The sequence below is a fragment of the Fibrobacter sp. UWB13 genome (assembly GCF_900177805.1).
Classification (GTDB): domain Bacteria; phylum Fibrobacterota; class Fibrobacteria; order Fibrobacterales; family Fibrobacteraceae; genus Fibrobacter.
The window spans coordinates 512277-538181 of sequence record NZ_FXAX01000002.1 but is presented as its reverse complement, the minus strand read 5'-3'; the positions used below and the strand labels follow the sequence as shown (position 1 = coordinate 538181).

The following is a 25905-nucleotide window of genomic DNA, read 5'->3' as shown; positions in this document are numbered from 1 at the left end:
TTAAGCCTCAATCGGACGGTTCAATTTTTCGCACGAGTTCCATTCGCGGAGCTCGTGCTTTTTTATTTGATAGCACAGGCAGCCGCGGCTGATTTTGAGCGCTTTGGCGGCCCTGCTTTTATTCCCGTTGTGCTCGTGTAGTGCTTTTTGAATAAACTGCCAATTCGGTGCCGAGGCGCGTGTCCCGCTGTACGTGTAGTGTTCGTCGATATCGTTTATCGCTTGGCGTGAAAATTCTTCGGAGAGGATTTCTTCGAGCGAAATGTTGTGCTGCATTAAAAGCGCGTAACGCTGGAGGACGTTTTTCAGCTGGCGGATATTGCCCGGCCAGTCGTACCTGGAGAGCGCCCTGATTTCCCATTTGCGGAGCAGGAGTTGAACGGCGAAAGTCCTTGCTGTGATATCGTTCCAAATGGCTGTGGCAATGTCGGCGAAGTCCTCCCGGTTGCGGAGGGGCGGGATCACGATGGGGAAGGCGTTCAGCCTGAAGAATAGGTCCTTGCGGAAATTGCCGCTGTGGATTTCGTTTTGCAAGTCGCGGTTTGTGGCGCATATAAGCCTGAAGTCGACCGGTTCGTTTTGCGTGGCGCCGAGCGGGAGCACGGAATGTTCCTGCAAGATGCGTAATAGCTTGCTCTGCATGTCGAACGGCATTTCGCCGATTTCGTCGAGGAATAGCGTGCCGCCGTTTGCGGCTTGCACAATGCCCTGGTGGTCGCACGCGGCTCCGGTGTAAGAGCCTTTCTTGGCGCCTTCCAAAAGGCTTTCGGCAAGGTTCCGTGCAATGGCTCCGCAGTTGAGTGCAACGAATGGTCCATCACTTCTTGGGCTGTGTTCATGGATAAACCTGGCGGCGATTTCCTTGCCGACTCCCGATTCCCCCTGCAACAGCACGGGAATGTTCGATTTTGCGGCGATAAGCATCAATTGTTCGTGTTTCTTCATAGACCTTCAAAGTTTTATTTGAGGTGGCTCTACTATATAACACGCTTTTTTTCGCCAAATTGTTCGGTAAAATTTTGTTTAAATAAAAGGCCCCTTATTGAGCCTCTGTGATGGGTAATGCGATGCCGCTGAGGCATTTCAAGAATTGTTCATGGTCGGTGTTCTTGTACCTCGAAACATAGAAGTACTTGTTGCCATCTTCGTCTTCGTCATCTTTGACCGTGAAATATTCGAGGTTTTCCGTTTTGCAGAGATTTTCGTCTACGTTCTTGTAGATGGCGTAGCTGCTGCAGGTGGTGGTGCCGTCAGACACTTCGACGATGGCTTCCCTGTTGGTGCGACCGCTGTAGTGGAGGGTGGTTTCCGCTTTCTTGACGGTTACGGTGTATGTCTTGTCGCCAATTTTGAAGGTTTGGTTTGTCTTGGTGCCTTCGATAATTTGAACGCCGTTGTTTTCAATGCTTCTGGCGATGCTGCTAGCTAGATCTTCGTTGTCCATGATGTTGATGACATCGTCCATGTGGCTTCGGCGGGCGAGATAACCATACAATTCCACCATAAAGCTGGATTCCATGTAGCCTCTTTCCTGTTCGTCGGCAACGTAAAGGTCCATGTGGTATTCGAGATTGATGGTCACTTTTCCCGGAGCGTAAGTGTAGGTTCGGGTCACGTAACGGGTGTTTGTGGAGTGTTCTTCTTCGCCTGTTTTTCGATTGCGCTCAATGCCGGTATAGACCCAGCTCCCGTAAATGTTACCTGCTGTGCCACCCACGTACAGTTTGCCATAGTTGTCGGCTCCACCTTCGTAATAATCGTAGAGGACTAGCGTATCGCCGATGAATTCGTACTCGAAGGAATCTATTATAGCGTTTTTTGTTATAGTTTTCCAAATCAAATTGTCGTTTTCCAGATCGCAACGGTTTCCATGGACGTCTGTGAATGTTGTTACCATCAGGTGTTGCGATTCATCGACGTAAAGTGTTCCTGTTGCTGAATTCGGATCATTATTAGAGGCGCTATTGGTGCTACTGTCATTTGAAGCGCTTGACGGATTGCTGTCGCTACAAGCGGCGATGAGGAATGCAGATGATACAGCCGTAAGCAGGGTGTATTTCATGATTTTCTCCTTTTTCCTAAAACACAATTCATTATGGGAATATAGTAATTGGAGTTTTTGGAGGTGTTGTACCCCCTAGCCAGTCGCATTTTAAATTTCTACATTGTGCCGCGCGGCGGTAAAATGCCGTCGTGAAACACCAAGTGGCTGGCTCGATGGGTAAGCTTGGGCAATATCCCGAACGGGATATGATCGCGAGGAAAGCGGTCAAGCTTGAAGCTGAGAGGTCAGCGGCCCAAAGGAAAAACATGTCTAGAATCGTATGTAAGTTCGGTGGCTCCTCTGTCGCCGACGCAGGTCAGTTCAAAAAAATCAAGGCTATTGTCGAAAGCGACAAGAACCGCAAAGTCATCGTCGTTTCTGCTCCGGGCAAGCGTAATCCGAAAGAAACCAAACTGACCGACCTCCTCTACAGCACCTATGATCTCGCCTCCAAGGGCCTCGATTTCTCCACGCCGTGGAACCTCATCCGCCAGCGCTATGATGAAATCTGCAAGGACCTCGGTCTTGAAGACAAGCTTACCGAAGACCTCGACAGTCTTGAAGACAAGCTCAAGAACCATCCGGAATCCGTAAGCACGGACTTCCTCGTGAGCCGTGGCGAATTCCTCTGCGCACGCCTCATGGCAAAGTATCTCGGTGCAAACTTCGTCGATAGCTACCCGCTCATCACTTTCGATGACAAGTACCGCATCGCTCCGAAGACCTACGAAGAAATTGCAAAGGCTCTCGGCGACGAAAATCAGTTGTACGTCTTGCCGGGCTTCTATGGCTCTAACCTCCGTGGCGAAGTGAAGACCTTCAGCCGTGGCGGTTCCGACATCACTGGCGCTATCCTTGCCAACGGCATTGACGCTGCCAAGTACGAAAACTGGACCGACGTTTCGGGCATGCTCATGGCTGACCCGCGCATCGTCGAAAGCCCGCTCCCGATTGAATACGTGAGCTACCGCGAAATCCGCGAACTCGCTTACTCCGGTGCAAGCGTGCTCCACGATGAATCCATCGCTCCGTGCCGCGCCAAGAAGATTCCTATCAACATCCGCAACACGAACCGTCCGGAAGACGCCGGCACCATCATTGGCCCGACTCCGGAAAATGCAAAGCTCCCGATTACGGGTGTTGCAGGCCGCAAGGGCTTCTCGATGATCTACATCGAAAAGTCCATGATGAACAAGGAAGTTGGCTTTGGCCGCCGCGTGCTCGCTGTGCTTGAAAGCGAAGGACTCTCCTACGAACTCTGCCCGAGCGCAATTGACTCCATGAGCATCGTCGTGGATTCCAAGGCTCTCGACGCCGTTCAGGACGTTGTTCTCGAAGATATCACGCAGCAGATGCGTCCGGACCGTATCAAGATTTTCCCGGGCATCGCTCTTATCGCTACCGTGGGTCACGGCATGACGAACAAGATCGGTGTTGCTGCAAAGCTCTTTACGGCTCTCGCAGAAAACAAGGTGAACGTCCGCATTATCGACCAGGGTTCTTCCCAGATCAACATCATCACTGGTGTTGACGAAGCCGATACTGAAAAGGCTATCAAGGCCATCTACGCCGCCTTCGTGAAGTAATTCGCGATTGTCATCCTGAGTGGCGAAGCCACGAAGGAACTAGTCAATTTAAAGACGACTCGGAATAAAATCCGGGCCGTTTTTTGTCTATTAAATTGTATAATTTGATTATATGATTTCTTTTATCCTGAGCCTTGCCGCCCTAATCCTGGGTTACTTTTTCTATGGCCGCTTTGTGGAACGCGTGTTCGGTCCCGATGACCGTGAGACTCCCGCAGTTTCTAAAAAAGACGGGCTGGACTATATCGCACTTCCCGGTTGGAAAGTTTATACGATTCAGTTTCTGAATATTGCTGGCACGGGCCCCATCTTCGGTGGAATCATGGGGGCAAAATTCGGTCCAGTCGCTTATCTCTGGATTGTGCTTGGCTGTATTTTTGCGGGGGCAGTTCACGACTACCTGAACGGAATGTTGTCTATGCGTAACGGCGGTGCGGGAATGCCCGAACTGATTGGCAAGTATCTGGGCAACAAGACGAGGAAGGTCATGTTGTTGCTGACCGTGTTTCCTTTGGTCATTGCGGGAACGGTGTTTGTTTATTCTCCAGCGGTAATTTTGCATACGCTGGGCGGTGACGTGATGATGTGGGTGGCTATCATCTTTGTCTATTACGTGATCGCCTCGATGACACCCATCGACAAAATTATTGGGAAGGTTTATCCTTTGTTTGCTATTTCGCTCCTGCTTACGGCTGGGGCGTTGATGGTGATGCTCTTTGTCAAGATGCCGCAACTGCCAGAAATTTGGTCGAACCTGCACAATATGGGGGCTAGTGCAAATCCAGGAAAATTTACGGACCATATTTTCCCTGCACTTTTCATTACTATTGCCTGTGGTGCTATTTCTGGTTTTCATGGAACGCAGACACCGATGATGGCGCGTTGCCTCGCAAGTGAGCACATGGGCCGTCGTGTGTTCTATGGGGCGATGATTACCGAAGGCGTTGTTGCTCTTGTTTGCGCTACCGTTTCCATGTGGTTTTTCTATGCAGGCCCACCGGGCTACGAACAGATTTCAGGTGCAAAGGATGGTTTCTTTACCTCGGCCCCGATGGTGGTGCATTTGGTGTGTAATGAATGGTTGGGCGTTGTGGGGGCAGTCCTCGCCGTATTAGGTGTGGTCGCGGCTCCCATTAGCAGTGGCGATACGGCATTTCGCTCCGGCCGCCTTATCGTGGCGGATTGGCTGAAAATCGATCAGCGTCCCATCCGCAATCGTCTCTACATTTGCGTACCCATGTTTGCGACGTCTATCGCCATATTGGTGTGGCAAATCAAGGTTCCCGATGGATTCAATACTATTTGGCAATACTTTGGATTTTTTAACCAAACGCTTTCTGTATTTACTCTATGGGCGATTACAGTCTATCTGGTGCAGGAACGGAAGAATTTTTGGGTGTCCCTTATTCCAGCCCTGTTTATGACCACCGTTTGTACGACATACTTCTTCGTTTCGCGCCAGACGCTTCATTTGCCCGACTGCATTGGCTATCATTTGGGTCTTGTTTGCCTTGCCGTGGCCTGCGTGTGGTTTACCATGTGGTATAAGAAAGTGCGCAGGGGTGGATAGCTAAAAAATCCGGGTCGTTTTTTTTTGTATTTTTAGAACGAGTTAATTATTTAACGGAATAGGGGAGCTATGAATCTCGCTTTACTCAGGGTTTGCACTATCGTGTTTTTTGTGAACATACTCGGTTTTATTATCAGTATGCTTTTTATGGCTGTGCATTCCGGTGAACTGGCTTCGCTATGGAATGCGCTTACGACATCGTCATTTGAAGATTTGCTTGGAACGGGTGGGCTGATGATTGCGTCGGGGGTTTTCATTCCATTGGTATTAGGAACTTTGGCGGTTGCAGCTCTTTTTGCGTTGGGGATATTTACGCTTGTCAAAAAGAATGTGAAAACCTTAAAAATATTGGCGGTGATGTTCCTTGCCTGGGTTGTGCTAAGTGCTATCGTTATTAATCACACGAATGCGGGAAATGATATAGTTAACTTGATTTTTAACGTGAACGTGGTTGTTGCGATAGCAGCGTTCTTTGTTGCCCCTAGAAAACGTGATGAAATCGGGGCTGTTGTAGATGAAAAGTTTAATTTGGGCTTGTTCCGGCTTTGCGCCATCTTTTTTACCGTAAGCGGATTGAATAGCTTGGCTCATTTTGTTTTTATACAGCCACCCATTTTTCAGCTTGCCTTCTTTGGCGTTTTTTATTTAGCGGTCGGCGTATTTGCACTTGCCAAAAAGAATGTGCCTGTTCTGATGGCGGGATCTTTAATGATGTTTGTGAAAATTTTTTGGAGCGTGATGCAAATTATCCACATAGATGGATGGAGCTTTTATATGCTTTCCATCATGCTTATCCATTCCCTTTTAAATGTGATGACTGTGATTAGCGTGGCTGTATTTTTTATTGAACCGGAACGGACCAGATGTTATTTGCAAAAGGCAAAACAAAAGTCTCTATAATCAGAGACTATAGCTGTTCACGGGTCGTTACAACGACGGTAGGCGTATCTTTGGGTTGTGGCGTCATTTTTTCCATTTGCTGGTGTCCAGTTTGATTTTGCAGAACCATCCATTGTCGGGGAATGGGGAAACATCGAGGTATTCAGAAAGATTGCTCAAGTCGGTCACATTAGAAACGTCTAAAAAATTCAGGTCTAGAACATTGCTCAGGGTAATTGTATTTTCCTCAATAATTTTCCTTTGCATATACAAATTTGTCTTGACATATCTTTGCAGTTCCTTAAGGAGTTGGTCAAGATGTTCACGATTTTTCACGACAATTCTCTTTTGATTATCAGTATCTTCTTCTGAACAATCTAAAAAATCATGGGCTACCAACTGCATTTGAAGGTTTTCGTCACCAGTCATCGGTCCGACATGGTACTGAAAGCGACCTTTTTCAACCTGACCTTTACCTGTAAACCACTCGTCATAGGCTTGATCACACCACCAACGTATTTCAAACACCAAGCCATCCGCCGCCATCTTTTCATAGACTTTAAAGGGAGGCCTTCCAAAAGTGTAGAACCCATATTCCCCCTTCAACAATCCCTCTAATGATCGAATATCCGGCCCTTCAAGTGAGTCGTACAAAAGATCACTAGGTGTTCCCCAGTTTTCATATCGCCAGATTTCAAGTTCTCGACTAACCGGTTCGGGCTTTTCCTCTTCAGCAAAATGTCTGAAGGACCATATATCTTGCCGAGAATTATCGACCCAATTCTTGTCTGACCCGTTCTTTGCCGGTTCAGGGATAATCGTCGAAAAAGATATTTTTGTATCCACCAGAACTTCACATATAAGATGTTGTTCACCTTCGCCATAGAGCTTCTTGAACTTTTCGATGTTCTCGTCGTCCATCGTGATGATGTTTAAGAATTCAATCCAATTTTCCCTGTCCATGTCTGCTCCGGTTTGCTTTTACTCGTCTTCTGGCTCTCTGCACCAAAAATCGTTTTCGGTGGTTTTCTCGTAGTCAAAACGGATTCTTTGAAAGCCGAGAGTGCTCCCTGAATCGTTCAATATTCCCATCCAAATAGGGTTCCGTCCCTTGAGCTTTATCTTGTACCAGCTTACTATGCAAGGGATTTCGCTTATTGTGTCTTGGGGAGGGACTTCAACACGTTTCGCCCATCCTTTATTGACAAGGTATTCGCCGAAATCAACATAGTCTTCTACGAAATAGCTTGAGCATAAAAATACATGATAGACCAGCTTGACGTTGGGACCTGTTACAGTGACGCTCCATGGTTGCGGCTTCAGGACAGTGTCCAAATCTAAGTTCGTGGGCTTGCCATCTACGCTGAGGTAAACTTCGCCCTTTCTGCCTGTTCCGTATGGTTTCATTGGATCTTTGCTGTAAGGTATATTTTCGGTGTATTCCGTGTACCACTGGATTTTGGACCATGGCTCGGCTCCGACGCGCATCGAGGGGACGCAATAGGATTCGCCTTGATTTTTGCATTCGGATTCTGCGATGGTGATTGTTTTTAGGAAGTCGATAAATTCCAGGTGTGCTTCCTTGTATTGCAAAGGCGGTGGTGCTTCTTGGTCGCAGGCGGCAAGGATTAGAGCGAGCGAACAGAGGAGTATCCGCTTGACAGATGCGAATGAATGTGCAAAAGATTGCGTTGCAAAAGACATGTGGCCTCACTGAACTTTTAGGAGAATGGTTCTCTTTATGTATCGTTCGGGGAGGCGAAATTGTAAACGGGAAAGTTTATTTTGGGTGGAGGTTGGATTTTTAAATATTTTTTTGACAAATGCCGCCTTTTAGACGATAATACAAGAGAAAGCCTAAGGAGCATTTTATGGATGAATTCGATAGATACCAGTGCAATATTTGCAACTACGTTTACGACCCCGAAAGCGGGGATCCGGAAGCCGGCGAAGATGCTTTGCCGGGGACTTCCTTCCATGAATTGCCCGATTACTGGGTTTGTCCCCACTGCGGAGCGGAAAAAGAAGATTTCGAGAATATCGGCTGAGTCTACGACCTTTGGGTAAAAATGAGAATTACTAGAAAAGAATTAGAAGAAAAACTAAAGGCGGCAGGTCTGACGATAGGCTGCGATACTGTTATAAACCCGCGTGACGGGTACGCAATCGGCTTCATCGAATTAAGGCAATGGAGTTTCAAGGAACCAATCCTATATGAAATAGAAAAACTCTACTGCTCCGACGTCAATTATATATATAAAAGTACTGGTTACGGAATGTTCGACCAAATGGTGAACGAGTACGGTTACCATCGTCGCTCTGTCAAGAAAAATGACCTGGACGGTTTTATTGCTGTTTGCAAGGAATTCATCGAATGGGTCAATGCCAAGTACCCGCGCGAGGCGGTTCTGCAAAAAGAACGCGACGACAAAAAACTCCGCGAAAAGGTAAAAAAGACCGTCGCCAAACTCAAGCGGAAAACTCGCGAGAGAATCAAGGGACTTTTGTAAAAATACCGTTTTTAAATTTGTTTTCGGACTTTTTTCACAGGATTTTTAAGGAGTGATATGAGCTTACAAAAAGAAAAAATTGTTGCCCGCGACCGCGATCACCTTCGACAGATCGTTTTCGAGTCCATCGAAAAGTACGGACCGAATTGCGACTTGAATTTTATCGATGTTTCGCAAGTGACGGATATGTACTGCATTTTCTCCGGACCGAACAGCGTGTTCAATGGCGATATCAGCGGTTGGGACGTGTCGAATGTTGAGTCGATGAACGATATGTTCCACGGTTCCCAATTCAATGGAGACATTAGCGGCTGGAATGTCTCAAAAGTACAAGATATGTCGTATATGTTCCAAAACTCGGCGTTTAATGGCGACATTGGAAATTGGAACGTGTCAAACGTAGGAACCATGTCGTGCATGTTCCGAGATTCTCAATTTAATCAGGACATTAGTCGCTGGGATGTGTCGTCCGTTTTCGATATGAGCAACATGTTTGCTCATTCACAGTTTAATGGAGACATTTCGCAGTGGAACGTTTCGAACGTTAAAATGATGATCGAGATGTTTTCATTTTCGCAATTCACGGGAGATATCAGCGGATGGAATTTTTCGAAAGACGTTTGCGTGTTCGACATGTTCTATGGCTCGCTCATGGAGTTGAAGGGGCTGCCTCTCGAATGGTGTAAAAATTTGGAAGAAGAGTGGCAAAAGAACCACCCCCCGGTTCACGATGAGGAGCTGGACGACGATTTGCCGTTTTAGAGATAACTCTCGTTTTTTCCCTTATTGCGGAGCAAAGAGGGAATATTTCGAGGATATTGGCTGAGTTGGCAAAGTAGTTCAGCCATCAATTTGACTCATAATGGAATCTATGTCAAATTTAGAAATCAATTTGTCATGTTCATTTTTCCTGAATTCAAGCATTTGTTGAGAGGCCTCTTCTAACCAAAGAAGAAAGGCTTCTTCCGATAAATTTTCGCAATTGACAATTCCGTTATCATGATATTGAAAATTTCCTACAAAATTTAATTCGGGTTGTGCCCACGCTTTAGAATTAAAGTAATAGAAGGTTTTAAGTTCATCAAGATAATGATGATCAAAAAGACAAGTGGTAACTTTTAGTTGTAATTTAGCGATTCTTGATGTAGTAGAGTAGATAAATGTGTAATTATAATCACATTCTTTTTTCAGTCTTACTCTTTTTTCTTCTTTGGAACCTTCCCCTTGAGGTGTGAAATATTTTGCAAATTGTTCGTTACTCTTACATAATTTTGTAAAGAAATCAAATGCTATTTTCTGAATATTATCGTAATCTAGTTTTGTTCCATGAATAGTTTTTTCGTCGTCAAGAATATCAATATTCGTGATTGATAATGTGGAATTTAAAGGGGATGATTCTATCTCAAATAAATTTGCCAAATTATCCAACAATTTAAGGACATTTTTATAATGTTCCTCAATTTGAGGCTTTTCCCATTTTCCATTTTTCTGGGTAACAGAGTACATTATCTGTCGTTTAGGAGGAAAGCCCTTATTTCCATTTACTTCAGGTGCTTTTTCTGCACGATTCTGCACCTTTTCCATGGGGGATACATCTTGCAAATGCGAATTGGTACCCTTGCTAATAAGGCAGAGATTCCCTAAATTATTAATTAACGGCAACACGTCATTATACGCAACAACATCTTTTCCTTTAAAATTTCGAGCCCAATGGTGTTCAACAGAGTTATGGTAACGGAAATTAAAATCAGTTATATATTCTATTTCAGGGAATTGTTCTTGAAGCTTCTTTGCTTTGGCAATCCAATATAAATAATCTATGAGGTTGAACAGGAAATGAGGTGTACTCGTTCCAGATTCATTCCAAAGCTTGCTTTCAGGAATAAGGGGCGATTGTTGAGGGTTTAAATACTGATTGAAATAATCTCTAATATAGCAATGAATTGTGTCTGAATACTTTTTTTTAAAATCTTCGTTAACTTCACCTAAACCATTTCTGTTGAAGCTTTCCACAAGGAACCTCAACAAGTGTTGCAACCAATTCTTATGATGTCGGCTTCTAAACGTCACCTGTAGCATGGACAACGATTTAACAAAGCTGTCGCCGAATTCAGTATTGGTTCTATAATCCAGACGGAAATAAGTTTTCCGTCCTTTTTTGTATTCGTATTTTTGAGGTTCTAATAGTTGCCAAGAAAAGTTTTCGTCTTCTTTTGCGATAGAAACATCGTCATCTTCTGAATTATCGTCAACATTGCCCTGTACTTTAATAATGAAGCGATCAAAAAGGGTTCTTGTTAGGAAAAGATTGTACAAAAACTTAATTGGGTCAATTTTTGATAAAAATTTCTTATAATCACGCATCAAGAATTTTTCATCTAATGCAATTTGGTTGTTTGAATCATAGAACAACTTGAATACGTGCATCAGGAAGTTCGGGAAATCAATTATAGACTGGTATTTGAAGGAACCTCGATTTTTCTCTTTATCTTCTTCGTCGTCATCGAAAATTTCCTCAACAAAGGGGTCTGTGGGAGCTTTCAACAAATCTTCAAAACTTTTCGTATCTATTGTATTGGATGATTTGCTTTCTTTTTCAAAACATTTTTTGAATTCGTCAAAACCAATGAAAGAATTCCAGTTTTCGCCAAAGAATAGTTTTCTATCATCAGTACTAAAGCTCTTTTGAATAGGACGATTCATTTGTGAACAGGCATCCCAAATCATTCCAAACAGCATCTGTTGATGAACTTTTTCTCCTAATCCGCTCATAATAAGGGATTTGATAATTTCATGTTTTTGTAATTGTTTCCCTCTATTATTCATGATTTCAAAGTAAGAGGTAACATCAGTATTTTTAGAAACTTCTGTTCGTAGTAGAAAGACTTTATTTTGCACATAATTGATAAAATCCTCCCTTTGGGGAGACTCTAACAATTTTGTAAGTGTCCATGACTTTACAGAATCCCCTTCTGCAATAAGACTTACATGACTAATATCATAAATGGCCTTTATTAAGTCGGCATTTCTTCTTTTTAGATTACTATCCGCGCCAATTTTCTTGTAAAAATTTTCATCACTATAAAAGTTATCAAGAAATTGCTGTTCAAGTTCGCGTGATTCGTAAGTAATTTTGCAATTAGATTTATTTATCCCTAAAATTTTTGTCAACAGCGTAAAGAAAGTTAGTCGCTGTTGTCCGTCTATAACTTCAAATGTATTTCCCCTGAATTTTACAACAAGGCTTCCTACATAATATGGAGGTTTTTCTTTTTCTTGATAACTAGAATAAATGTCTTGTAGTAGAGTCGCAATTTGTTCCGTCCCCCATGCGAAAGTGCGCTGATAAAGAGGAATGCTGTAATGATCGTCAAAGACTTTATTTATAGAAAGTAGGCAAACTTTATCGCTCATAATTTAAATCCCCTTTATATTGTAAAATGTTCTTTTTCAAAAAATTCAATAATGACTGGTACAAATGTTGATTTTCTTTTATTCGCTTCACGCACCTCAATCTTCATTTGCTTCAAAACATTCCCTGGTATTGTACAAGCCACATACATTTTTTCAATGTCATCAGGTTTTTGCGCCTGAGTTATAATGCTAAATGGTCTGATGTCAGATTCAATAGGTGCTTTGACTACGGTATTGTAAAAGACACTCTTGTTTAATATTCGAATTTTGTAAACAAATGCATATAGCATTTTATAGTATCTCGGTTGAAAGCCTCTTACACCAAATTTATCATAGAAGCAGAATACTAAAGAATTAAATAACTCTCTTAAATAGGTGTCCCCATCCCTGTGATGCCCTTTATAACGGCAATATTTTTCGTAGAAGTCTTGAAAATCTTTTATGGGCCCCTGGTTCGCTCCATCGATAAATAATTTTCTATACATGGCGACATAGGTTTCTATATATTGAAAAAACAACTCGCCATCAACAATGTCTTGGTTGACGTTCATAAAATTCTTCAAAAAGTTTGAATTATCAGAATTGCCATCTCGGTCAACCATTCCATTAGTAGTGAAAATATCTTTTTGGTTTTCCATCCATTTAGAAAGCATTAATAAAGATATGGTCTTGTTTTGGTATGGATAGCTTATTCCATTTCCCGTTCTGTATCCTTTAAATTCTTCAATTTCTTTTTTTGTAAATCTATTTGCGTCGCATCCTTTTGACCATATTCTTGATCTATACAATTGTTCGGAGAACAATTGTTTTAGTACATCAAAATTCTGCCCGTTGGGCAAACGGCTTTTTACGGCATTTTCCCAGGAAATATCGCAATTCTTTTGGTTGTCAAAACCATTAACAGCACTTAAATGATAGGCTTTTAACAGATTATATGGTTCTAACTCTTTTCCGTTGCCATTTTGTGAATCAAACATTTGGAAGGCTTCGGAAATATTATAGACCGTGACAATCACTAATTCACAATTATCAAGAATGTAATTAAAAAATTCCTCTTTTTCATTTTCAACATTAGACTGGATCCATCCTTCAATGAATACAGAATTTTGCTTAAGGTGTTTGTATGACTGAGAATGGTTATACTCTAAATTATTAAACAATTCATTTTTGTACGAAGGGTTCAAACAACGAAGAATTAAAAGTAAAGTAGTGATTCTTTGTTGACCATCAACAATATCGATGCTTTGTTTTCTTTCTGAGCCATCCGCTAGAGAGGGATCGATACAAGTTATCATACTCCCAATTCTATAATGATCAGAATCTCCTTTTTTCTTATTTAAAAGGATGTCGTTTAATAGTTGTGACACTTGCTTTTGTTCCCACATATAGGGGCGTTGGTATGGAGGAATCAACAAAGGAGCTTCTAGAACCGTTTGCACGGTTTCAATGTCTGCGTAAACTAGATGTTCGGAGGCTTTCTTTTTTAGCTCGTCATCCGTGCAATTGAGTAGATCTTTTAACATTTTTTAATCCGTAGTATTTTAAATTCTTTTTTTGGGAGAGTATATGCATTTATAGAAAAAACAATCTTTAATTTTCACCTTTCATCCACAAACATCAGCATGTACAGTGGCAACGTTAAAACATTTCCTGTATTGCCGACATTGTAATTCCCGAACTTGATAGCCTTATTAACGTGATATTTTTCGGGATGATTCAAGATTGTTTTGACACTCTTCGCATTGCCTGTTTCAGATTTGACTTCTAATAAGGTACATTCACCTTTGTGGCGGATGACAAAGTCTATTTCTAGACCGGAATCTTTGCGGAAATAATACAGTTTTCTTCCCATTTTATAGAGAATGCTGGCTGCTAGATTTTCAAAAATGGCGCCTTTGTATCCGAGTAAGTTTCCTTGTAAGATATCGCCTTGCGTTCCTTGCTCAAGCATGCTGACGAACAGTCCTATGTCGTTCATATAAACTTTGAAAATGCTTTTGTCGGCATTGCCTTCTAACGGGAGCTCTGTTAAATGCAGGTTGTTGCATCGAGTTACAATTCCGGCATCTTCAATCCATTGTAGGCATCCTGCGAATTTGTTGGCGGTTCCTTTTTTTTCGATGAGCGAGTATTGGAATTTTTTGTTCTCTTTGGCGAGTTGGTTCGGAATGGAGTCGAAGCATTCCTTGATTCGAACTTTATCTGAATCTGGTGCGTATTTGACCATGTCGTCGCGATAAGAATTGACGATTGATTCTTGCAGTTGGAATACGCTATCCATTTGGTGTGTGTTCACGAATTCCTGCACGACTTCGGGCATGCCGCCAACGACGATGTATTGCAGTAAAAGCTGGTGCATCCTGTTATGGAGTGCTTCGGGAACAGGTGCGATTTGTTCAAAACATTCGCGGAGTTTTTTAAAGACCGGTTCCTGAATGTCGTTTGCCCAAAGAAATTCCTCGAAGTCTAGCGGATACATCGTGATGATCATTTCGGAGCCGACTGGAATAGATTTGGGGGCTTTTCCGTAGCCTTGAACTCCTAGCAAGGATCCTGTTCCGACGATATCGTATCTGCCGTCTTCTTTGAAAAACTTTAAAGCGGTGCGAGCGTTGGGGGCGTCTTGAATTTCGTCTAGAATGATGATAGTCTTGTGTGGCAGGAATTTTGAACCGGGAATGGTTGCTCCCATTTGCATCGTAAGTGTGTCGATGTCAAGCGGCCCTTCGAAAATCTGTGCATATTCCGGATTTTTGAAAAAATTGAGATAAACCACGCTTTGGTAGTTCTTTCGAGCGAATTCCAAAACGGAGTGGGTTTTGCCGCACTGCCTGCACCCCTTTATGATGAGGGGTTTTCTAGATGGAGAACTCTTCCAATCCATAAGCTGTTTTTCAATTTTCCTCTTCAGCATTTTGGTCTCCGTGCGATTTTTTCGAACGACTTTTTTAGTATTTTGCGATTTTTTTAATGGTCTTTTAATAGCAATATAGACTTTTTCAAGTGACTTTTGTAATGTGCTACGACTTTTTCAAACGACTTTTTATCGAAATCGAGACTTTTTCAAGGGACTTTTTTGAAAAATGCCGTTTTTCGCTCAAAATCGAACATTCCGTTTTGAGGCTCGTTTTGGTCTGTGTCGCGTTTTTAGGCGTCTTTCTTTACATTTTCGCCCTTATTGACGATAGTATAAAGGAATAAGGAGGTTGATGAACATGCCTGAAAAAATTATTGCGCGCGACCACGACCATTTGGTGCAACTCATCGAAGAAGCTATCGAAAATAAAGGCCCGAAATGCGACTTGAATTTTATCGATGTGTCGCAGGTGACCGACATGAACTGCGTGTTCTGCGATTCTGAATTCAAGGGCGATATTAGTCAATGGGACGTGTCGCACGTTACCGACATGCATGCGATGTTTGCCGCGTCCAAATTCAATGGTGACATCAGCAAATGGAATGTGTCGAACGTGACGGATATGAGCAGCATGTTCTCTCGATCCAAATTCACGGGCGACATCAGCGGCTGGGATGTATCGCGTGTAGAAAATATGGGTTGGATGTTCAGTAGATCCAAGTTCAATGGCGACATCGGCAAATGGAACGTGTCGCATGTGACTAGCATGACCAACATGTTCAGCGAATCCAAATTCACGGGTGACATTAGCGGTTGGGATGTGTCGAGCGTGCATGATATGAGTTGGTTGTTTGGCCGCTCTAAATTCAATGGCGATATCAGCAAGTGGAATGTGTCGCAGGTGAGCGATATGACTTCGATGTTCATTGAATCTCCTTTCAATGGTGACATTAGTGAATGGGACGTATCGAATGTGTGCGTAATGTTTGGAACGTTTGCCGAATCCAAGTTCACAGGCGACATCAGCAAATGGAATGTGGCTAATGTAATTTATATGAATGACATGTTCCGCGGGTCACAATTTAATGGTGACATCAGCGAATGGAATGTTTCGAATGTGCTGGATATGAGCGGCATGTTTAAGCGTTCGCAATTTGATGGCGATATCAGCAAATGGAATGTTGATGCCGATTGTTCTTTAAAGGATATTTTCACGGGCTCGGTCTTTAAAAAGTCTGGAAAGGCAAAAGAGTGGCTTCGCTTACGTTATCTTAAGAAAATCGAAAGCTCGAAGGATTCAACCGGGAAAATAATTGCGGGGGACAGGACTCATCTTTGTGATTTGATTGAGACGATGACGTTTCTGTATGGCAATAAATGCGATTTGAATTGTATTGATGTATCGCAGGTAACGGATTTGGGCAACTTGTTCTATGGCTCTCGTTTCAATGGAGACGTTAGCAAGTGGGATGTGTCGAACGCCACGAATATGTACGGTATGTTCGCTGAATCCAAGTTTAATGGCGATATCAGTAAATGGAACGTCTCGAAAGTTACGGATATGGGCGAGATGTTTTGTGGATCGCAATTTAATGGCGACATTAGCAATTGGGATGTGTCTAATGTCACTTGCATGACACGTCTGTTTGATGGCTCGCTTTTTACCGGTGACATCAGTCGTTGGGATGTCTCGAACGTGGTGAATATGGGCTGGATGTTCTGCGAATCCAAATTCAATGGCGATATCAGCCAGTGGAATGTGTCCAACGTGACTGATATGTGCAGCATGTTCACGCTCTCTTGTTTTACGGGCGACATTAGCAAATGGGATGTATCGAATGTCAAGAATATGAGGTGCATGTTCCAGGAATCTCAATTTAATGGCGATATTGGTTCGTGGAGCGTGTCCAAAGTCCGGGATATGCGTTGGATGTTCTATGCCTCACCTTTTGATAGGGACACAAGCGGGTGGAACATTGATGACTTGTGCCTTGTCGATGGTCTTTTTGAGGATTCGGCCTTTGAAAAGAGCGGTGCCGTTAAAGATTGGATGAATGTGTTTAATCTTCGAAGAATTGAACATGCGAAAAATCCTGACGGAAAGATTGTGGCAAACGACAATGCCCATTTAAGGGAATTGATTAAAGTGATGATCGAGTTGAACGGCTTCGACTGCGATTTAAATGTGATTGATGTCTCGAACGTGACGGACATGAGCGCTATCTTCTATAAATCTCAGTTCAATGGCGATATCAGCCAGTGGAATGTGTCGAATGTAACTTGTATGAATCGCATGTTTGCGGGTTCGTCTTTTGACGGCGACATCAGCCATTGGGATGTTTCCAATGTCGTGGAAATGGAAGATATGTTCTATGGTTCCGCTCTGGAAACGTCTGGCAAAATTCCCGCTTGGTATAAAGAATCTTGTTTTTAAGGGGTAATATGAACCTGCAAAGAAAAAAAAGTCATCGCCCGCGACCGTAATCACCTTCGAAAGTTGGTTTACGAGTCCATCCAGAAATACGGTCCGAATTGCGACCTGAACTTCATTGATGTTTCTGGTGTTGAGGACATGGATGGTATATTTGCGGGGGTGAATCGCGGTTTCAATGGTGATATTAGCCAATGGGATGTGTCCAATGTAGAATCAATGCGTGACATGTTTCACGGTTCGCAGTTTAATGGCGATGTGTCACTCTGGAATGTTTCTGATGTTTGGGAATTGACCGATATGTTTGCTTATTCGCAATTCACGGGGGATGTCAGCGGATGGAACGTCGCCGATGATGTTATTTGTGTCGGAATGTTCACCGGTTCTCTTTTAGAATTGAATGGGCAAATTCCCGAATGGTATAGGGCTATTGAAGAAAAACAACGCCTTGAGAGAGAGAACCTTGACATTGAAGAAAATTCTGTCAAGGAGGAAGAATTTAATCAGTCTGATGATGGTGAATTGGAGAATCTGTCGTTCTAGTGACGACCCTTGACAAATGATGTGAAATTTACTATATTACGCGACCCGTTTTTGAAGGGTTGCGTTTTTTTTATTTAATAAAAATTGTTGTAAATAAAGAAAAAATTTGAAATAGAATTTTTGTATTTGTGATTTTGTATAAAATAATTCCGTGAGAATTATTTGTTTTTTGACATGCTTGGATTTTTGAAAAACACGTTTTGTCGTGTTTAAAAATGAGGATTTTAATTATAAGGAGAAAAATATGGTAAATACAATTAACGAAAGTTACGCTCATTTTGACGATGTTCAACTTGTGAACATGACGCAGAATGGCGATTTTGACGCTCTGTCGGAACTGTGGACCCGGCATGTGGAATTTATCAAGAAAGTCACCCTTAACCAGTATTATAAAATTCGTCCGGATTTTTCTGAGGACTTTTTGAATTCCGAAAAACTCTGGAGTTACCGTTTAGGTAGTTCTTATATTAACTTGGCTAAGGCTGCCGAAACTTATGATTCCAATTATAGCGTGCCGTTTCTTGCTTATTTCGCGATGAAGAACAAGTATGCGTTTAAGGATGAGAAGGCGTTTAATACCGAGATGTCGATGAGGAACTCTTATTGTGAAAATTATGATAGTTATGAGTTCCGAGATCAAGATGATGATATGGCAGAAATTGTGAACTCCATTGAAAAATGCCTTAGTGGAAATGAAAGGCTTCGAGCATTCTTTAAAAAGTATGTAGAGACATTTGACGAGCTTGGCTATGTCAGCCAGACAGACATGGCGAAGGTTATGGGAATTTCACGTCAGATGATTAATACAAATTTCAAGAAGATTCGCTTTATCGCCGAAGAAAATGGTCTGGAAAAAGAATTTGCGGATTTCCTCTCCGCTCAAGATGAGGCTCAGAATTATATTCAAAAGCCGTATTCGAGCGAATGCTATTCGTAATGCTTGCGTGGGGGGGATTGCTTTTATGAAAGAAAACTTTGGGAAAAAATATATATTGAATAAAAATCAAACAAGGAAAAAAAATGCCTAATATTACAAAGAGTGAATCTATTCGTCTTATTCGAGAAAGCGGTGTCAATATTGACGGTCGTTTTACAACATTTGCTTCGCAAAACAATGGTTCAGATACATACTGGGCAAATCCGAGTTTTGAAGCTCTAGAAGCAGACCGGTGGATTGTTCTTAATGATCGTGAACGCCAAACTTTACATCTATTCTTTATTCCGAGAAATACGTTTAATGGGCGAAACCTGATTCCAAGAGCCGATAAGCCGAATTTAGTTGATATTCAAATAGATTATCATAGCCATGACTTTATAGATATAAGGAGCAAAATATCTTTTAGAAGATTTTTGCAAAAATCGATTCAGTATAGACATGATGGCCGCAGATTTGTTAGAGTATAAAATTATGCTTTACAATAATGCAAAATCCGTCTATAATAGGCAATGACTATTAAAAGTTCTTTAATCAAAACGAAAGGAGTTCCTAAATGCAAAAAGAAGAATTTAGAACATGGCTAGAAGAAAAAGGTTTTAATGGTTCTGTTGCTCGGTCAAGGGTGGGAAATTGTGCGACCGTTTGCAATTATGAAGGGGATTTGGACCGAATCTATCAGCAGGATCAATTAAATGATTTGCTGAACAGATTGAATTATACAACGGAAGACGAGCGTCAAAACAGTCCATGTAGACATCGTGTTCCTATAAATGGAAATAAAAGAACCGGATCTGCAACATTAAAAACGGCGGTGAAGTTATACAAGGCTTTTTTAGAAAATCAGCCTTATTTGGTAAATGCCCAAGGTCGAGTTGCCAATCAAATTGCTCGTAGTGATTGGCCTAGATGGGAGACTCCTTCTGATGAAGAAGCTTTGTTGATGGCTAAGGCTATGACTAAATATATGAAGTTTTTGTCACCAGAAATAGTTGCAAGAATTGTTGAAGATAATATAAACAAAAAAGATTTTTTCATACAGAAACTTGCTGAAAAGAATATTGATCCAGAATTGTATCTGTGGGATGGGTCCGCATGTTGTTTTCCTGGAATTAGACGGTATAAAGGTAGTCAGGAGATAGCAGCATTTAGAGGGCATGCTGAAATAAATCAATATGAGGATGCTTTAGATGTGGATGACAATGATTATCCCAAACAAATATGGTCTTTTTTATTCACTGGCCGCCAATTTAATAAGAAGGGGCCCCCAAATTATAGCCTAGCGCATTTAATTGATCACAAAAAAGATAATAATAGAATGGAGAACGAGTTTATTTTTAGTGAAGAGCATCCTTTTGAAAAGCCGTTTTATGGATTATATACATGTGCTAGCAATGCTGTATACACACCTGAAAGTATAATTCGACTAACGGATTTTAATACAAAAGTTCGAAATATGTTGTTTCACAAGGTTTATTCCTTATATAAAGACTATTGCAATATTATACCTGATTATATATCCCTTTCTGAAATTGAAGATCATGAATGGAATATTGAAAACTTTGAATGGGCTGCTCCAGTAGGAAGTATGGATAATATTAACGCATTCCTTGAGTTTAGATATTTGCGGATTGAACAGCTCTAAGAAGATTATCTCCCCCCCCCTTTTACACATCCCACTCCTTTTTCCGATATATAGGGGTGGGTTTATTGTATCTACAGCTCCCTTTTATGGATGGATTTTTGAGGGATTCATTTTTTTTACCCAAATAATGTATATATAAAGAAGATAATGAAGATTTTGCGTTGTTCATACGCAAAAGGAAAAAATATGTCAGAAAAAGTTATTGCCCGCGACAGCGAACACCTAAAGCAACTCATCAAAGAAACCATAGAACAAGAAGGTCCAAATTGTGATTTGAACTTTATCGACGTATCGCAGGTGACGGACATGTCGGATTTGTTCAGTTGGTCCCCATTCAACGGAGACATCAGCCGATGGAATGTCTCTAATGTGACCAATATGGCATGGATGTTCAACGGTTCCAAATTCAACGGCGACATCAGTAAATGGGATGTTTCCAATGTAACTGATATGTCACGGATGTTCGATAGCTCCAAGTTCAACGGTGACATTAGCAAATGGGACGTGTCTAATGTGACGGACATGTCGTATTTGTTCAGTGGTTCCCAATTCAACGGAAACATTAGCAAATGGAATATATCTGTCAATGCTAATGTTGCTAAAATATTCGAAGGTGTTGAAATTAATCAGCCAAAAGATAATTTGGATGCTATTCAGAACTTGTATCAAAAGGTTTTAGATTCATTGAAAAATTCGTCGGGTAGGCTTGTTGCGGTTGACAAAGATCACTTAAAGCGGATTGTCAACGCCGCCATTGCTCGTTATGGTTGTGATTGTGACCTAAATTTTGTTGACGTGTCTCATGTGACCGATATGTCGAACTTGTTCGATGGTTCCCGATTCAACGGTGACATCAGCCAGTGGGATGTGTCCAATGTGACTAACATGTCATCGATGTTTAGCAATTCCCAATTCAACGGTGACATCAGCCAGTGGGATGTGTCTAATGTGACTAACATGTCATCAATGTTCAGCTGGTCCCAGTTCAACGGCGACATCTGTCAGTGGGATGTATCCAATGTGACCAATATGCATTGGATGTTTTCTGGTTCCGAGCTTAACTGTGACATCAGCAAATGGAACGTGTCCAATGTGACTAACATGTCATCGATGTTTTGCAATTCCCAATTCAATGGCGACATAAGTCAGTGGGATGTGTCCAATGTGACCGATATGTCAGAAATGTTCAAGAGTTCCCAGTTTAACGGAGACATTGGCAAATGGAACATATCTGCCAATGCTAACGTTGCTGGAATATTTGAAGGAGTTGAAAATAATCAGCCAAAAGATAATTTAGATGCTATTCAGAACCTATATCAAAAATTTTTAGATTCAGCGAAGGATTCGTCGGGTAGAGTTATTGCGGTTGACAACGCTCATTTAAAACGAATTGTCCACGCTGCCATTGTTCGTTATGGCAGTAACTGCGACCTAAATTTTGTAGATGTGTCTCAAGTGACAGATTTGTCGGATATATTTTCTGACTCCCAATATAACGACAACATAGACAACTCCCAGTTCAACGGCGATATCAGCAGGTGGAACGTGTCCAATGTGACTAACATGTCATCGATGTTTTGCAATTCCCAATTCAATGGCGACATAAGTCAGTGGAACGTGTCCAATGTGACTAACATGTCATCGATGTTTTGCAATTCCCAATTCAATGGCGACATAAGTCAGTGGAACGTGTCCAATGTGACTAACATGTCATCGATGTTTTGCAATTCCCAATTCAATGGCGACATAAGTCAGTGGAACGTGTCCAATGTGACTAACATGTCATCGATGTTTTGCAATTCCCAATTCAATGGCAACATAAGTCAGTGGAACGTGTCCAATGTGACCGATATGTCGTGGATGTTCTATGATTCTAAATTCAACGGTGACATCAGCAAGTGGAATGTGTCAAAAGTCCAAAAGATGGACTATATGTTTGCATATTCCATGTTTGCCGGTAACATCAGTCAGTGGAATGTATCCAATGTGACAGATATGAGCGAGATGTTCTGCGATTCCCAATTCAACGGGGACATCAGCAAGTGGAATATATCTGACAATGCAAATGTTATTGGAATATTCAATGGTGTTCAAAATAATCAGTCAAAAGATAACTTGGATGTTGTTTGGGGTACATATCACAAGATATTAGATTCAGCAAAAACTTCTTCAAGTAGGCTTATTGCAGTTGATAAAGATCACTTAAATGATATTATAAATGCTGCTATTGCTTATTATGGCTGTAATTGTGACTTGAATTTTATTGACGTTTCCATGGTGACGGATATGTCGTTTATGTTCAGCAACTCTCAATTCAACGGAGACATCAGCAAGTGGAACGTATCCAATGTAACCAATATGTCATGCATGTTCAGCGTATCCGAATTCAATGGAGACATCAGCAAGTGGGATGTGTCCAACGTGACCGATATGCATAATATGTTCAGAAGTTCCAAATTCAATGGGGACATTAGCCAGTGGAACGTGTCTAAGGAAACCGATGTGATCCATATGTTTAGTGATTCTCCCCTTGAGAATCGCACTCCAGAATGGTATAATCTCAAAGTCACAGCCCGCGACCGCGAACATCTGATTGAACTCATCGAACTTGCCGTTGGACATGATGGTGAAAATTGCGATCTGAATTTTATTGATGTTTCACATGTGACCGATATGCATGAATTGTTCAGGGGCTCTAAATTCAACGGCGACATAAGCAAATGGAACGTGTCCAATGTGACCGATATGAGCAAGATGTTCTGTTTTTCCGAATTCAACGGCGATATAAGCAAGTGGAATATATCTGCCAATGCTAACATTGCTGGAATATTTAAAGGTGTTGAAAAAAAACAGCCAAAAGATAATTTGGATGCTGTTCAGAACCAATATCACAAGATTTTAGATTCAGCAAAAGATTCAACGGGTAAGCTTGTCGCGGTTGACAAAGATCACCTAAAGGAGATTATAAATGCCGCTATTGCTCATTACGGCAGTAACTGTGACCTAAATTTTGTCGATGTTTCTCATGTGACAGATATGTCATATATGTTCTCTCATTCCCAATTCAATGGAGACATTAGCAACTGGAATGTATCGAATGTGACCAATATGAGTCATATGTTCTCTCATTCCCAATTCAACGGCGACATCAGCAAATGGAATATATCAGACAATGCGAATGTTATTGGAATATTCGAAGGTGTTGAAAATAATCAGCAAAAAGATAATTTGGATGCTGTTCAGAACCTATATCAAAAGATTTTAGATTCAGCGAAGGATTCGTCGGGTAAACTTGTTGCAAATGATAAGTACCACTTAAAACAGATTGTAAAGGCCGCCATTGTTTGCTATGGCAGTAACTGCGACCTGAATTTTATCGATGTATCTCGTGTGACAGATATGTCATATATGTTTTCTGTGTCCCAATTCAATGGAGACATTAGCAACTGGAATGTATCGAATGTGACCAATATGAGTCATATGTTCTCTCATTCACCATTCAACGGTGACATCAGCAAGTGGGATGTGTCCAACGTGACAGATATGTCATATATGTTCTGGAGTTCCCAATTCAATGGAGACATAAGCCAGTGGAATGTGTCCAACGTGACCAATATGTCAAAGATGTTCTGGAATTCCAAATTCAACAGCGACATCAGTCAGTGGAATATATCTGTCAATGCTAACGTTGTTGGAATATTTGGAAATGTTGAAGATAAACAGCCAAAAGAAAATTTGGATGCTATTCAGAATCTGAAGCAAAAGATTTTAGATTCAACGAAAGATTCGTCGAGTAAACTTATTGCAATTGACAAAGGTCACTTAAAATGGATTGTAAACGTCGCTATCGCTAGTTACGGCAGTGACTGCGACCTAAATTTTATCGATGTATCTCGTGTGACAGATATGTCGAACTTGTTCGATGGTTCCCGATTCAATGGTGACATCAGCAAGTGGAATGTGTCCAATGTGACAAATATGTCTGAGATGTTCTGTTTATCCAAATTCAACGGCGACATAAGCCAGTGGGATGTGTCCAATGTGACAAATATGAATCATATGTTCTCTCATTCATCATTCAACGGCGATATCAGCCAGTGGAATGTGTCCAACGTGACAAATATGTCTGAGATGTTCTTGAGTTCCCGATTCAACGGCGACATAAGCCAGTGGGATGTGTCCAATGTGACAAATATGAATCATATGTTCTGGAATTCCCAATTCAACGGCGACATAAGCGAGTGGAATGTGTCCAACGTGACCGATATGAGTCATATGTTCTGGAGTTCCCAATTCAACGGCGACATCAGTCAGTGGAATGTATCGCATGTGACCAACATGGAAGGCATGTTCTGGAATTCCCAATTCAACGGCGACATAAGCAAATGGAACGTGTCCAATGTGACAAATATGAATCATATGTTCTCTCATTCATCATTCAACGGCGATATCAGCAAGTGGAATGTATCGCATGTGACCAACATGGAACATATGTTCTGGAGTTCCCGATTCAACGGTGACATCAGTCAGTGGAATGTATCGCATGTGACCAATATGGAACATATGTTCGATAGTTCCCGATTCAACGGCGATATCAGCCAGTGGAATGTGTCTAACGTGACTAATATGTATGCAATGTTCAATGAATCCGATTTCAATGGCGATATCAGCAAATGGAACGTGTCCAACGTGACTGATATGCGGAGAATGTTCGCTGATTCTCCCCTTGAAGATAATCCGCCAGAATGGTATAAGAGGTTCAAAATTGTTGCCCGCGACCGTAAGCACCTGATAGAACTCATTGAAGAAGCTATTTGTTATGATGAGGAGGGCTATTGTTGCGACTTGAATTTTATCGATGTATCGCAAGTGACGGACATGAGTGACTTATTCACTACTTCTAGTAGTTATGAATATGAATTGGATCGATTCAACGGCGACATAAGCCAGTGGGATGTGTCCAATGTTACTAATATGTCAGGAATGTTTGCAGGATCCGAATTCAATGGAGACATCAGCCAGTGGGATGTGTCCAACGTGACTGATATGCGGAGAATGTTCGCTGATTCTCCCCTTGAAGATAATCCGCCAGAATGGTATAAGAGGTTCAAAATTGTTGCCCGCGACCGTAGGCACCTGATAGAACTCATTGAAGATGCTATTGCTGACGAGGGCGATTATTGCGACCTGAATTTTATCGATGTATCGCAAGTGACGGACATGAGTGAATTATTCACTACTTCTAGTAGTTATGAATATGAATTAGATCAATTCAACGGCGACATAAGCCAGTGGGATGTGTCCAATGTTACTAATATGTCAGGAATGTTTGCAGGATCCGAATTCAATGGAGACATTAGCCAGTGGGATGTGTCCAACGTGACCAATATGTCAGGAATGTTCAATGATTCTCCTCTTGAAAAAAATCCGCCAAAGTGGTATAAAGATAAAGGTTTTTAGGAGTATGTTAATGCCCCTGCAAACTGTAGGGC

19 protein-coding genes are annotated in these 25905 nt (G+C 41.7%); 12 read left to right on the top strand and 7 right to left on the bottom strand.

The window, feature by feature from the left end; translation table 11 throughout:
• Both B9Y77_RS11955 and B9Y77_RS11950 read right to left on the bottom strand, forming a co-directional pair.
• Entirely contained in the window at positions 1-945 is a 945-nt protein-coding gene (locus tag B9Y77_RS11955) for a sigma 54-interacting transcriptional regulator (RefSeq protein WP_085491799.1), read from the bottom strand.
• Between the two features lie 94 nt (positions 946-1039).
• On the bottom strand, positions 1040-2062 hold the full coding sequence (locus B9Y77_RS11950; protein WP_085491798.1) for a hypothetical protein: 1023 nt from the start codon (positions 2060-2062) through the stop codon (positions 1040-1042).
• A 248-nt stretch (positions 2063-2310) separates the two neighbouring features.
• Between B9Y77_RS11950 and B9Y77_RS11945 the strand changes: the two genes are divergently transcribed.
• The 3 genes from B9Y77_RS11945 (at position 2311) to B9Y77_RS11935 (ending at position 6100) form a co-directional block, all read left to right on the top strand.
• Complete coding sequence (locus B9Y77_RS11945; RefSeq protein WP_014546073.1) at positions 2311-3630, top strand: aspartate kinase; 1320 nt, start codon at positions 2311-2313, stop codon at positions 3628-3630.
• Between the two features lie 112 nt (positions 3631-3742).
• Positions 3743-5200 carry a carbon starvation CstA family protein gene (locus B9Y77_RS11940; protein WP_085491797.1) on the top strand — a complete coding sequence of 486 codons (1458 nt, stop codon included), beginning with the start codon at positions 3743-3745 and terminating at the stop codon, positions 5198-5200.
• 69 nt (positions 5201-5269) lie between these two features.
• Positions 5270-6100 (top strand): hypothetical protein, encoded by an 831-nt coding sequence (locus B9Y77_RS11935; protein ID WP_085491796.1) that lies wholly within the window; start codon positions 5270-5272, stop codon positions 6098-6100.
• Positions 6101-6163: 63 nt separating this feature from the next.
• Here B9Y77_RS11935 and B9Y77_RS11930 read toward each other — a convergent pair whose 3' ends face one another.
• Both B9Y77_RS11930 and B9Y77_RS11925 read right to left on the bottom strand, forming a co-directional pair.
• Positions 6164-7042, bottom strand: coding sequence for a hypothetical protein (locus B9Y77_RS11930; protein WP_085491795.1), 879 nt, complete (start codon positions 7040-7042; stop codon positions 6164-6166).
• Between the two features lie 18 nt (positions 7043-7060).
• A complete protein-coding gene (locus B9Y77_RS11925; RefSeq protein WP_085491794.1) occupies positions 7061-7783 on the bottom strand; it encodes a hypothetical protein in 723 nt (240 codons plus the stop codon).
• 167 nt (positions 7784-7950) lie between these two features.
• On the opposite strand from B9Y77_RS11925, the gene B9Y77_RS11920 reads away from it, so the two are divergent.
• Genes B9Y77_RS11920 through B9Y77_RS11910 form a run of 3 tightly spaced genes read left to right on the top strand, consistent with a single transcriptional unit; the run spans position 7951 to position 9351 of the window.
• Positions 7951-8127: a rubredoxin gene (locus B9Y77_RS11920; protein WP_085491793.1), complete on the top strand. Its 177-nt coding sequence runs from the start codon at positions 7951-7953 to the stop codon at positions 8125-8127.
• 21 nt (positions 8128-8148) lie between these two features.
• Entirely contained in the window at positions 8149-8589 is a 441-nt protein-coding gene (locus B9Y77_RS11915) for a hypothetical protein (RefSeq protein ID WP_085491792.1), read from the top strand.
• Between the two features lie 57 nt (positions 8590-8646).
• Positions 8647-9351, top strand: coding sequence for a BspA family leucine-rich repeat surface protein (locus B9Y77_RS11910; protein ID WP_085491791.1), 705 nt, complete (start codon positions 8647-8649; stop codon positions 9349-9351).
• Between the two features lie 78 nt (positions 9352-9429).
• On the opposite strand, the gene B9Y77_RS11905 is transcribed toward B9Y77_RS11910, so the two are convergent.
• From B9Y77_RS11905 to B9Y77_RS11895, 3 genes are all read right to left on the bottom strand, one after another.
• Entirely contained in the window at positions 9430-12003 is a 2574-nt protein-coding gene (locus B9Y77_RS11905) for a DUF262 domain-containing protein (RefSeq protein WP_085491790.1), read from the bottom strand.
• A 14-nt stretch (positions 12004-12017) separates the two neighbouring features.
• Entirely contained in the window at positions 12018-13526 is a 1509-nt protein-coding gene (locus B9Y77_RS11900; RefSeq protein WP_085491789.1) for a DUF262 domain-containing protein, read from the bottom strand.
• Between the two features lie 74 nt (positions 13527-13600).
• Complete coding sequence (locus B9Y77_RS11895; protein ID WP_085491788.1) at positions 13601-14917, bottom strand: ATP-binding protein; 1317 nt, start codon at positions 14915-14917, stop codon at positions 13601-13603.
• A 301-nt stretch (positions 14918-15218) separates the two neighbouring features.
• Here B9Y77_RS11895 and B9Y77_RS16255 point away from each other — a divergent pair, with 301 nt between their 5' ends.
• The 6 genes from B9Y77_RS16255 (at position 15219) to B9Y77_RS16250 (ending at position 25873) form a co-directional block, all read left to right on the top strand.
• Entirely contained in the window at positions 15219-17294 is a 2076-nt protein-coding gene (locus B9Y77_RS16255; protein ID WP_139829313.1) for a BspA family leucine-rich repeat surface protein, read from the top strand.
• 63 nt (positions 17295-17357) lie between these two features.
• Positions 17358-17834: a BspA family leucine-rich repeat surface protein gene (locus B9Y77_RS11880; RefSeq protein WP_254900021.1), complete on the top strand. Its 477-nt coding sequence runs from the start codon at positions 17358-17360 to the stop codon at positions 17832-17834.
• A 244-nt stretch (positions 17835-18078) separates the two neighbouring features.
• Positions 18079-18771 (top strand): sigma-70 RNA polymerase sigma factor region 4 domain-containing protein, encoded by a 693-nt coding sequence (locus B9Y77_RS11875; protein WP_085491784.1) that lies wholly within the window; start codon positions 18079-18081, stop codon positions 18769-18771.
• A gap of 83 nt (positions 18772-18854) precedes the next feature.
• Positions 18855-19238, top strand: a complete 384-nt coding sequence (locus B9Y77_RS11870; RefSeq protein WP_085491783.1) for a hypothetical protein — start codon at positions 18855-18857, stop codon at positions 19236-19238.
• 86 nt (positions 19239-19324) lie between these two features.
• Positions 19325-20413, top strand: coding sequence for a hypothetical protein (locus tag B9Y77_RS11865; RefSeq protein ID WP_085491782.1), 1089 nt, complete (start codon positions 19325-19327; stop codon positions 20411-20413).
• 186 nt (positions 20414-20599) lie between these two features.
• A complete protein-coding gene (locus tag B9Y77_RS16250) occupies positions 20600-25873 on the top strand; it encodes a BspA family leucine-rich repeat surface protein (protein ID WP_085491781.1) in 5274 nt (1757 codons plus the stop codon).
• Positions 25874-25905 lie beyond the last annotated feature (32 nt).

Bases quoted from the DNA above. Each gene is read 5' to 3' on its own strand.
- B9Y77_RS11910 (WP_085491791.1), top strand. From the start codon at position 8,647: ATGAGCTTACAAAAAGAAAAAATTGTTGCCCGCGACCGCGATCACCTT.
- B9Y77_RS11935 (WP_085491796.1), top strand. From the start codon at position 5,270: ATGAATCTCGCTTTACTCAGGGTTTGCACTATCGTGTTTTTTGTGAAC.
- B9Y77_RS11950 (WP_085491798.1), bottom strand. From the start codon at position 2,062: ATGAAATACACCCTGCTTACGGCTGTATCATCTGCATTCCTCATCGCC.
- B9Y77_RS11905 (WP_085491790.1), bottom strand. From the start codon at position 12,003: ATGAGCGATAAAGTTTGCCTACTTTCTATAAATAAAGTCTTTGACGAT.
- B9Y77_RS11930 (WP_085491795.1), bottom strand. From the start codon at position 7,042: ATGGACAGGGAAAATTGGATTGAATTCTTAAACATCATCACGATGGAC.
- B9Y77_RS11900 (WP_085491789.1), bottom strand. From the start codon at position 13,526: ATGTTAAAAGATCTACTCAATTGCACGGATGACGAGCTAAAAAAGAAA.
- B9Y77_RS11865 (WP_085491782.1), top strand. From the start codon at position 19,325: ATGCAAAAAGAAGAATTTAGAACATGGCTAGAAGAAAAAGGTTTTAAT.
- B9Y77_RS16250 (WP_085491781.1), top strand. From the start codon at position 20,600: ATGTCAGAAAAAGTTATTGCCCGCGACAGCGAACACCTAAAGCAACTC.
- B9Y77_RS11870 (WP_085491783.1), top strand. From the start codon at position 18,855: ATGCCTAATATTACAAAGAGTGAATCTATTCGTCTTATTCGAGAAAGC.
- B9Y77_RS11955 (WP_085491799.1), bottom strand. From the start codon at position 945: ATGAAGAAACACGAACAATTGATGCTTATCGCCGCAAAATCGAACATT.
- B9Y77_RS16255 (WP_139829313.1), top strand. From the start codon at position 15,219: ATGCCTGAAAAAATTATTGCGCGCGACCACGACCATTTGGTGCAACTC.
- B9Y77_RS11915 (WP_085491792.1), top strand. From the start codon at position 8,149: ATGAGAATTACTAGAAAAGAATTAGAAGAAAAACTAAAGGCGGCAGGT.
- B9Y77_RS11940 (WP_085491797.1), top strand. From the start codon at position 3,743: ATGATTTCTTTTATCCTGAGCCTTGCCGCCCTAATCCTGGGTTACTTT.
- B9Y77_RS11920 (WP_085491793.1), top strand. From the start codon at position 7,951: ATGGATGAATTCGATAGATACCAGTGCAATATTTGCAACTACGTTTAC.
- B9Y77_RS11895 (WP_085491788.1), bottom strand. From the start codon at position 14,917: ATGCTGAAGAGGAAAATTGAAAAACAGCTTATGGATTGGAAGAGTTCT.
- B9Y77_RS11945 (WP_014546073.1), top strand. From the start codon at position 2,311: ATGTCTAGAATCGTATGTAAGTTCGGTGGCTCCTCTGTCGCCGACGCA.
- B9Y77_RS11925 (WP_085491794.1), bottom strand. From the start codon at position 7,783: ATGTCTTTTGCAACGCAATCTTTTGCACATTCATTCGCATCTGTCAAG.
- B9Y77_RS11875 (WP_085491784.1), top strand. From the start codon at position 18,079: ATGGTAAATACAATTAACGAAAGTTACGCTCATTTTGACGATGTTCAA.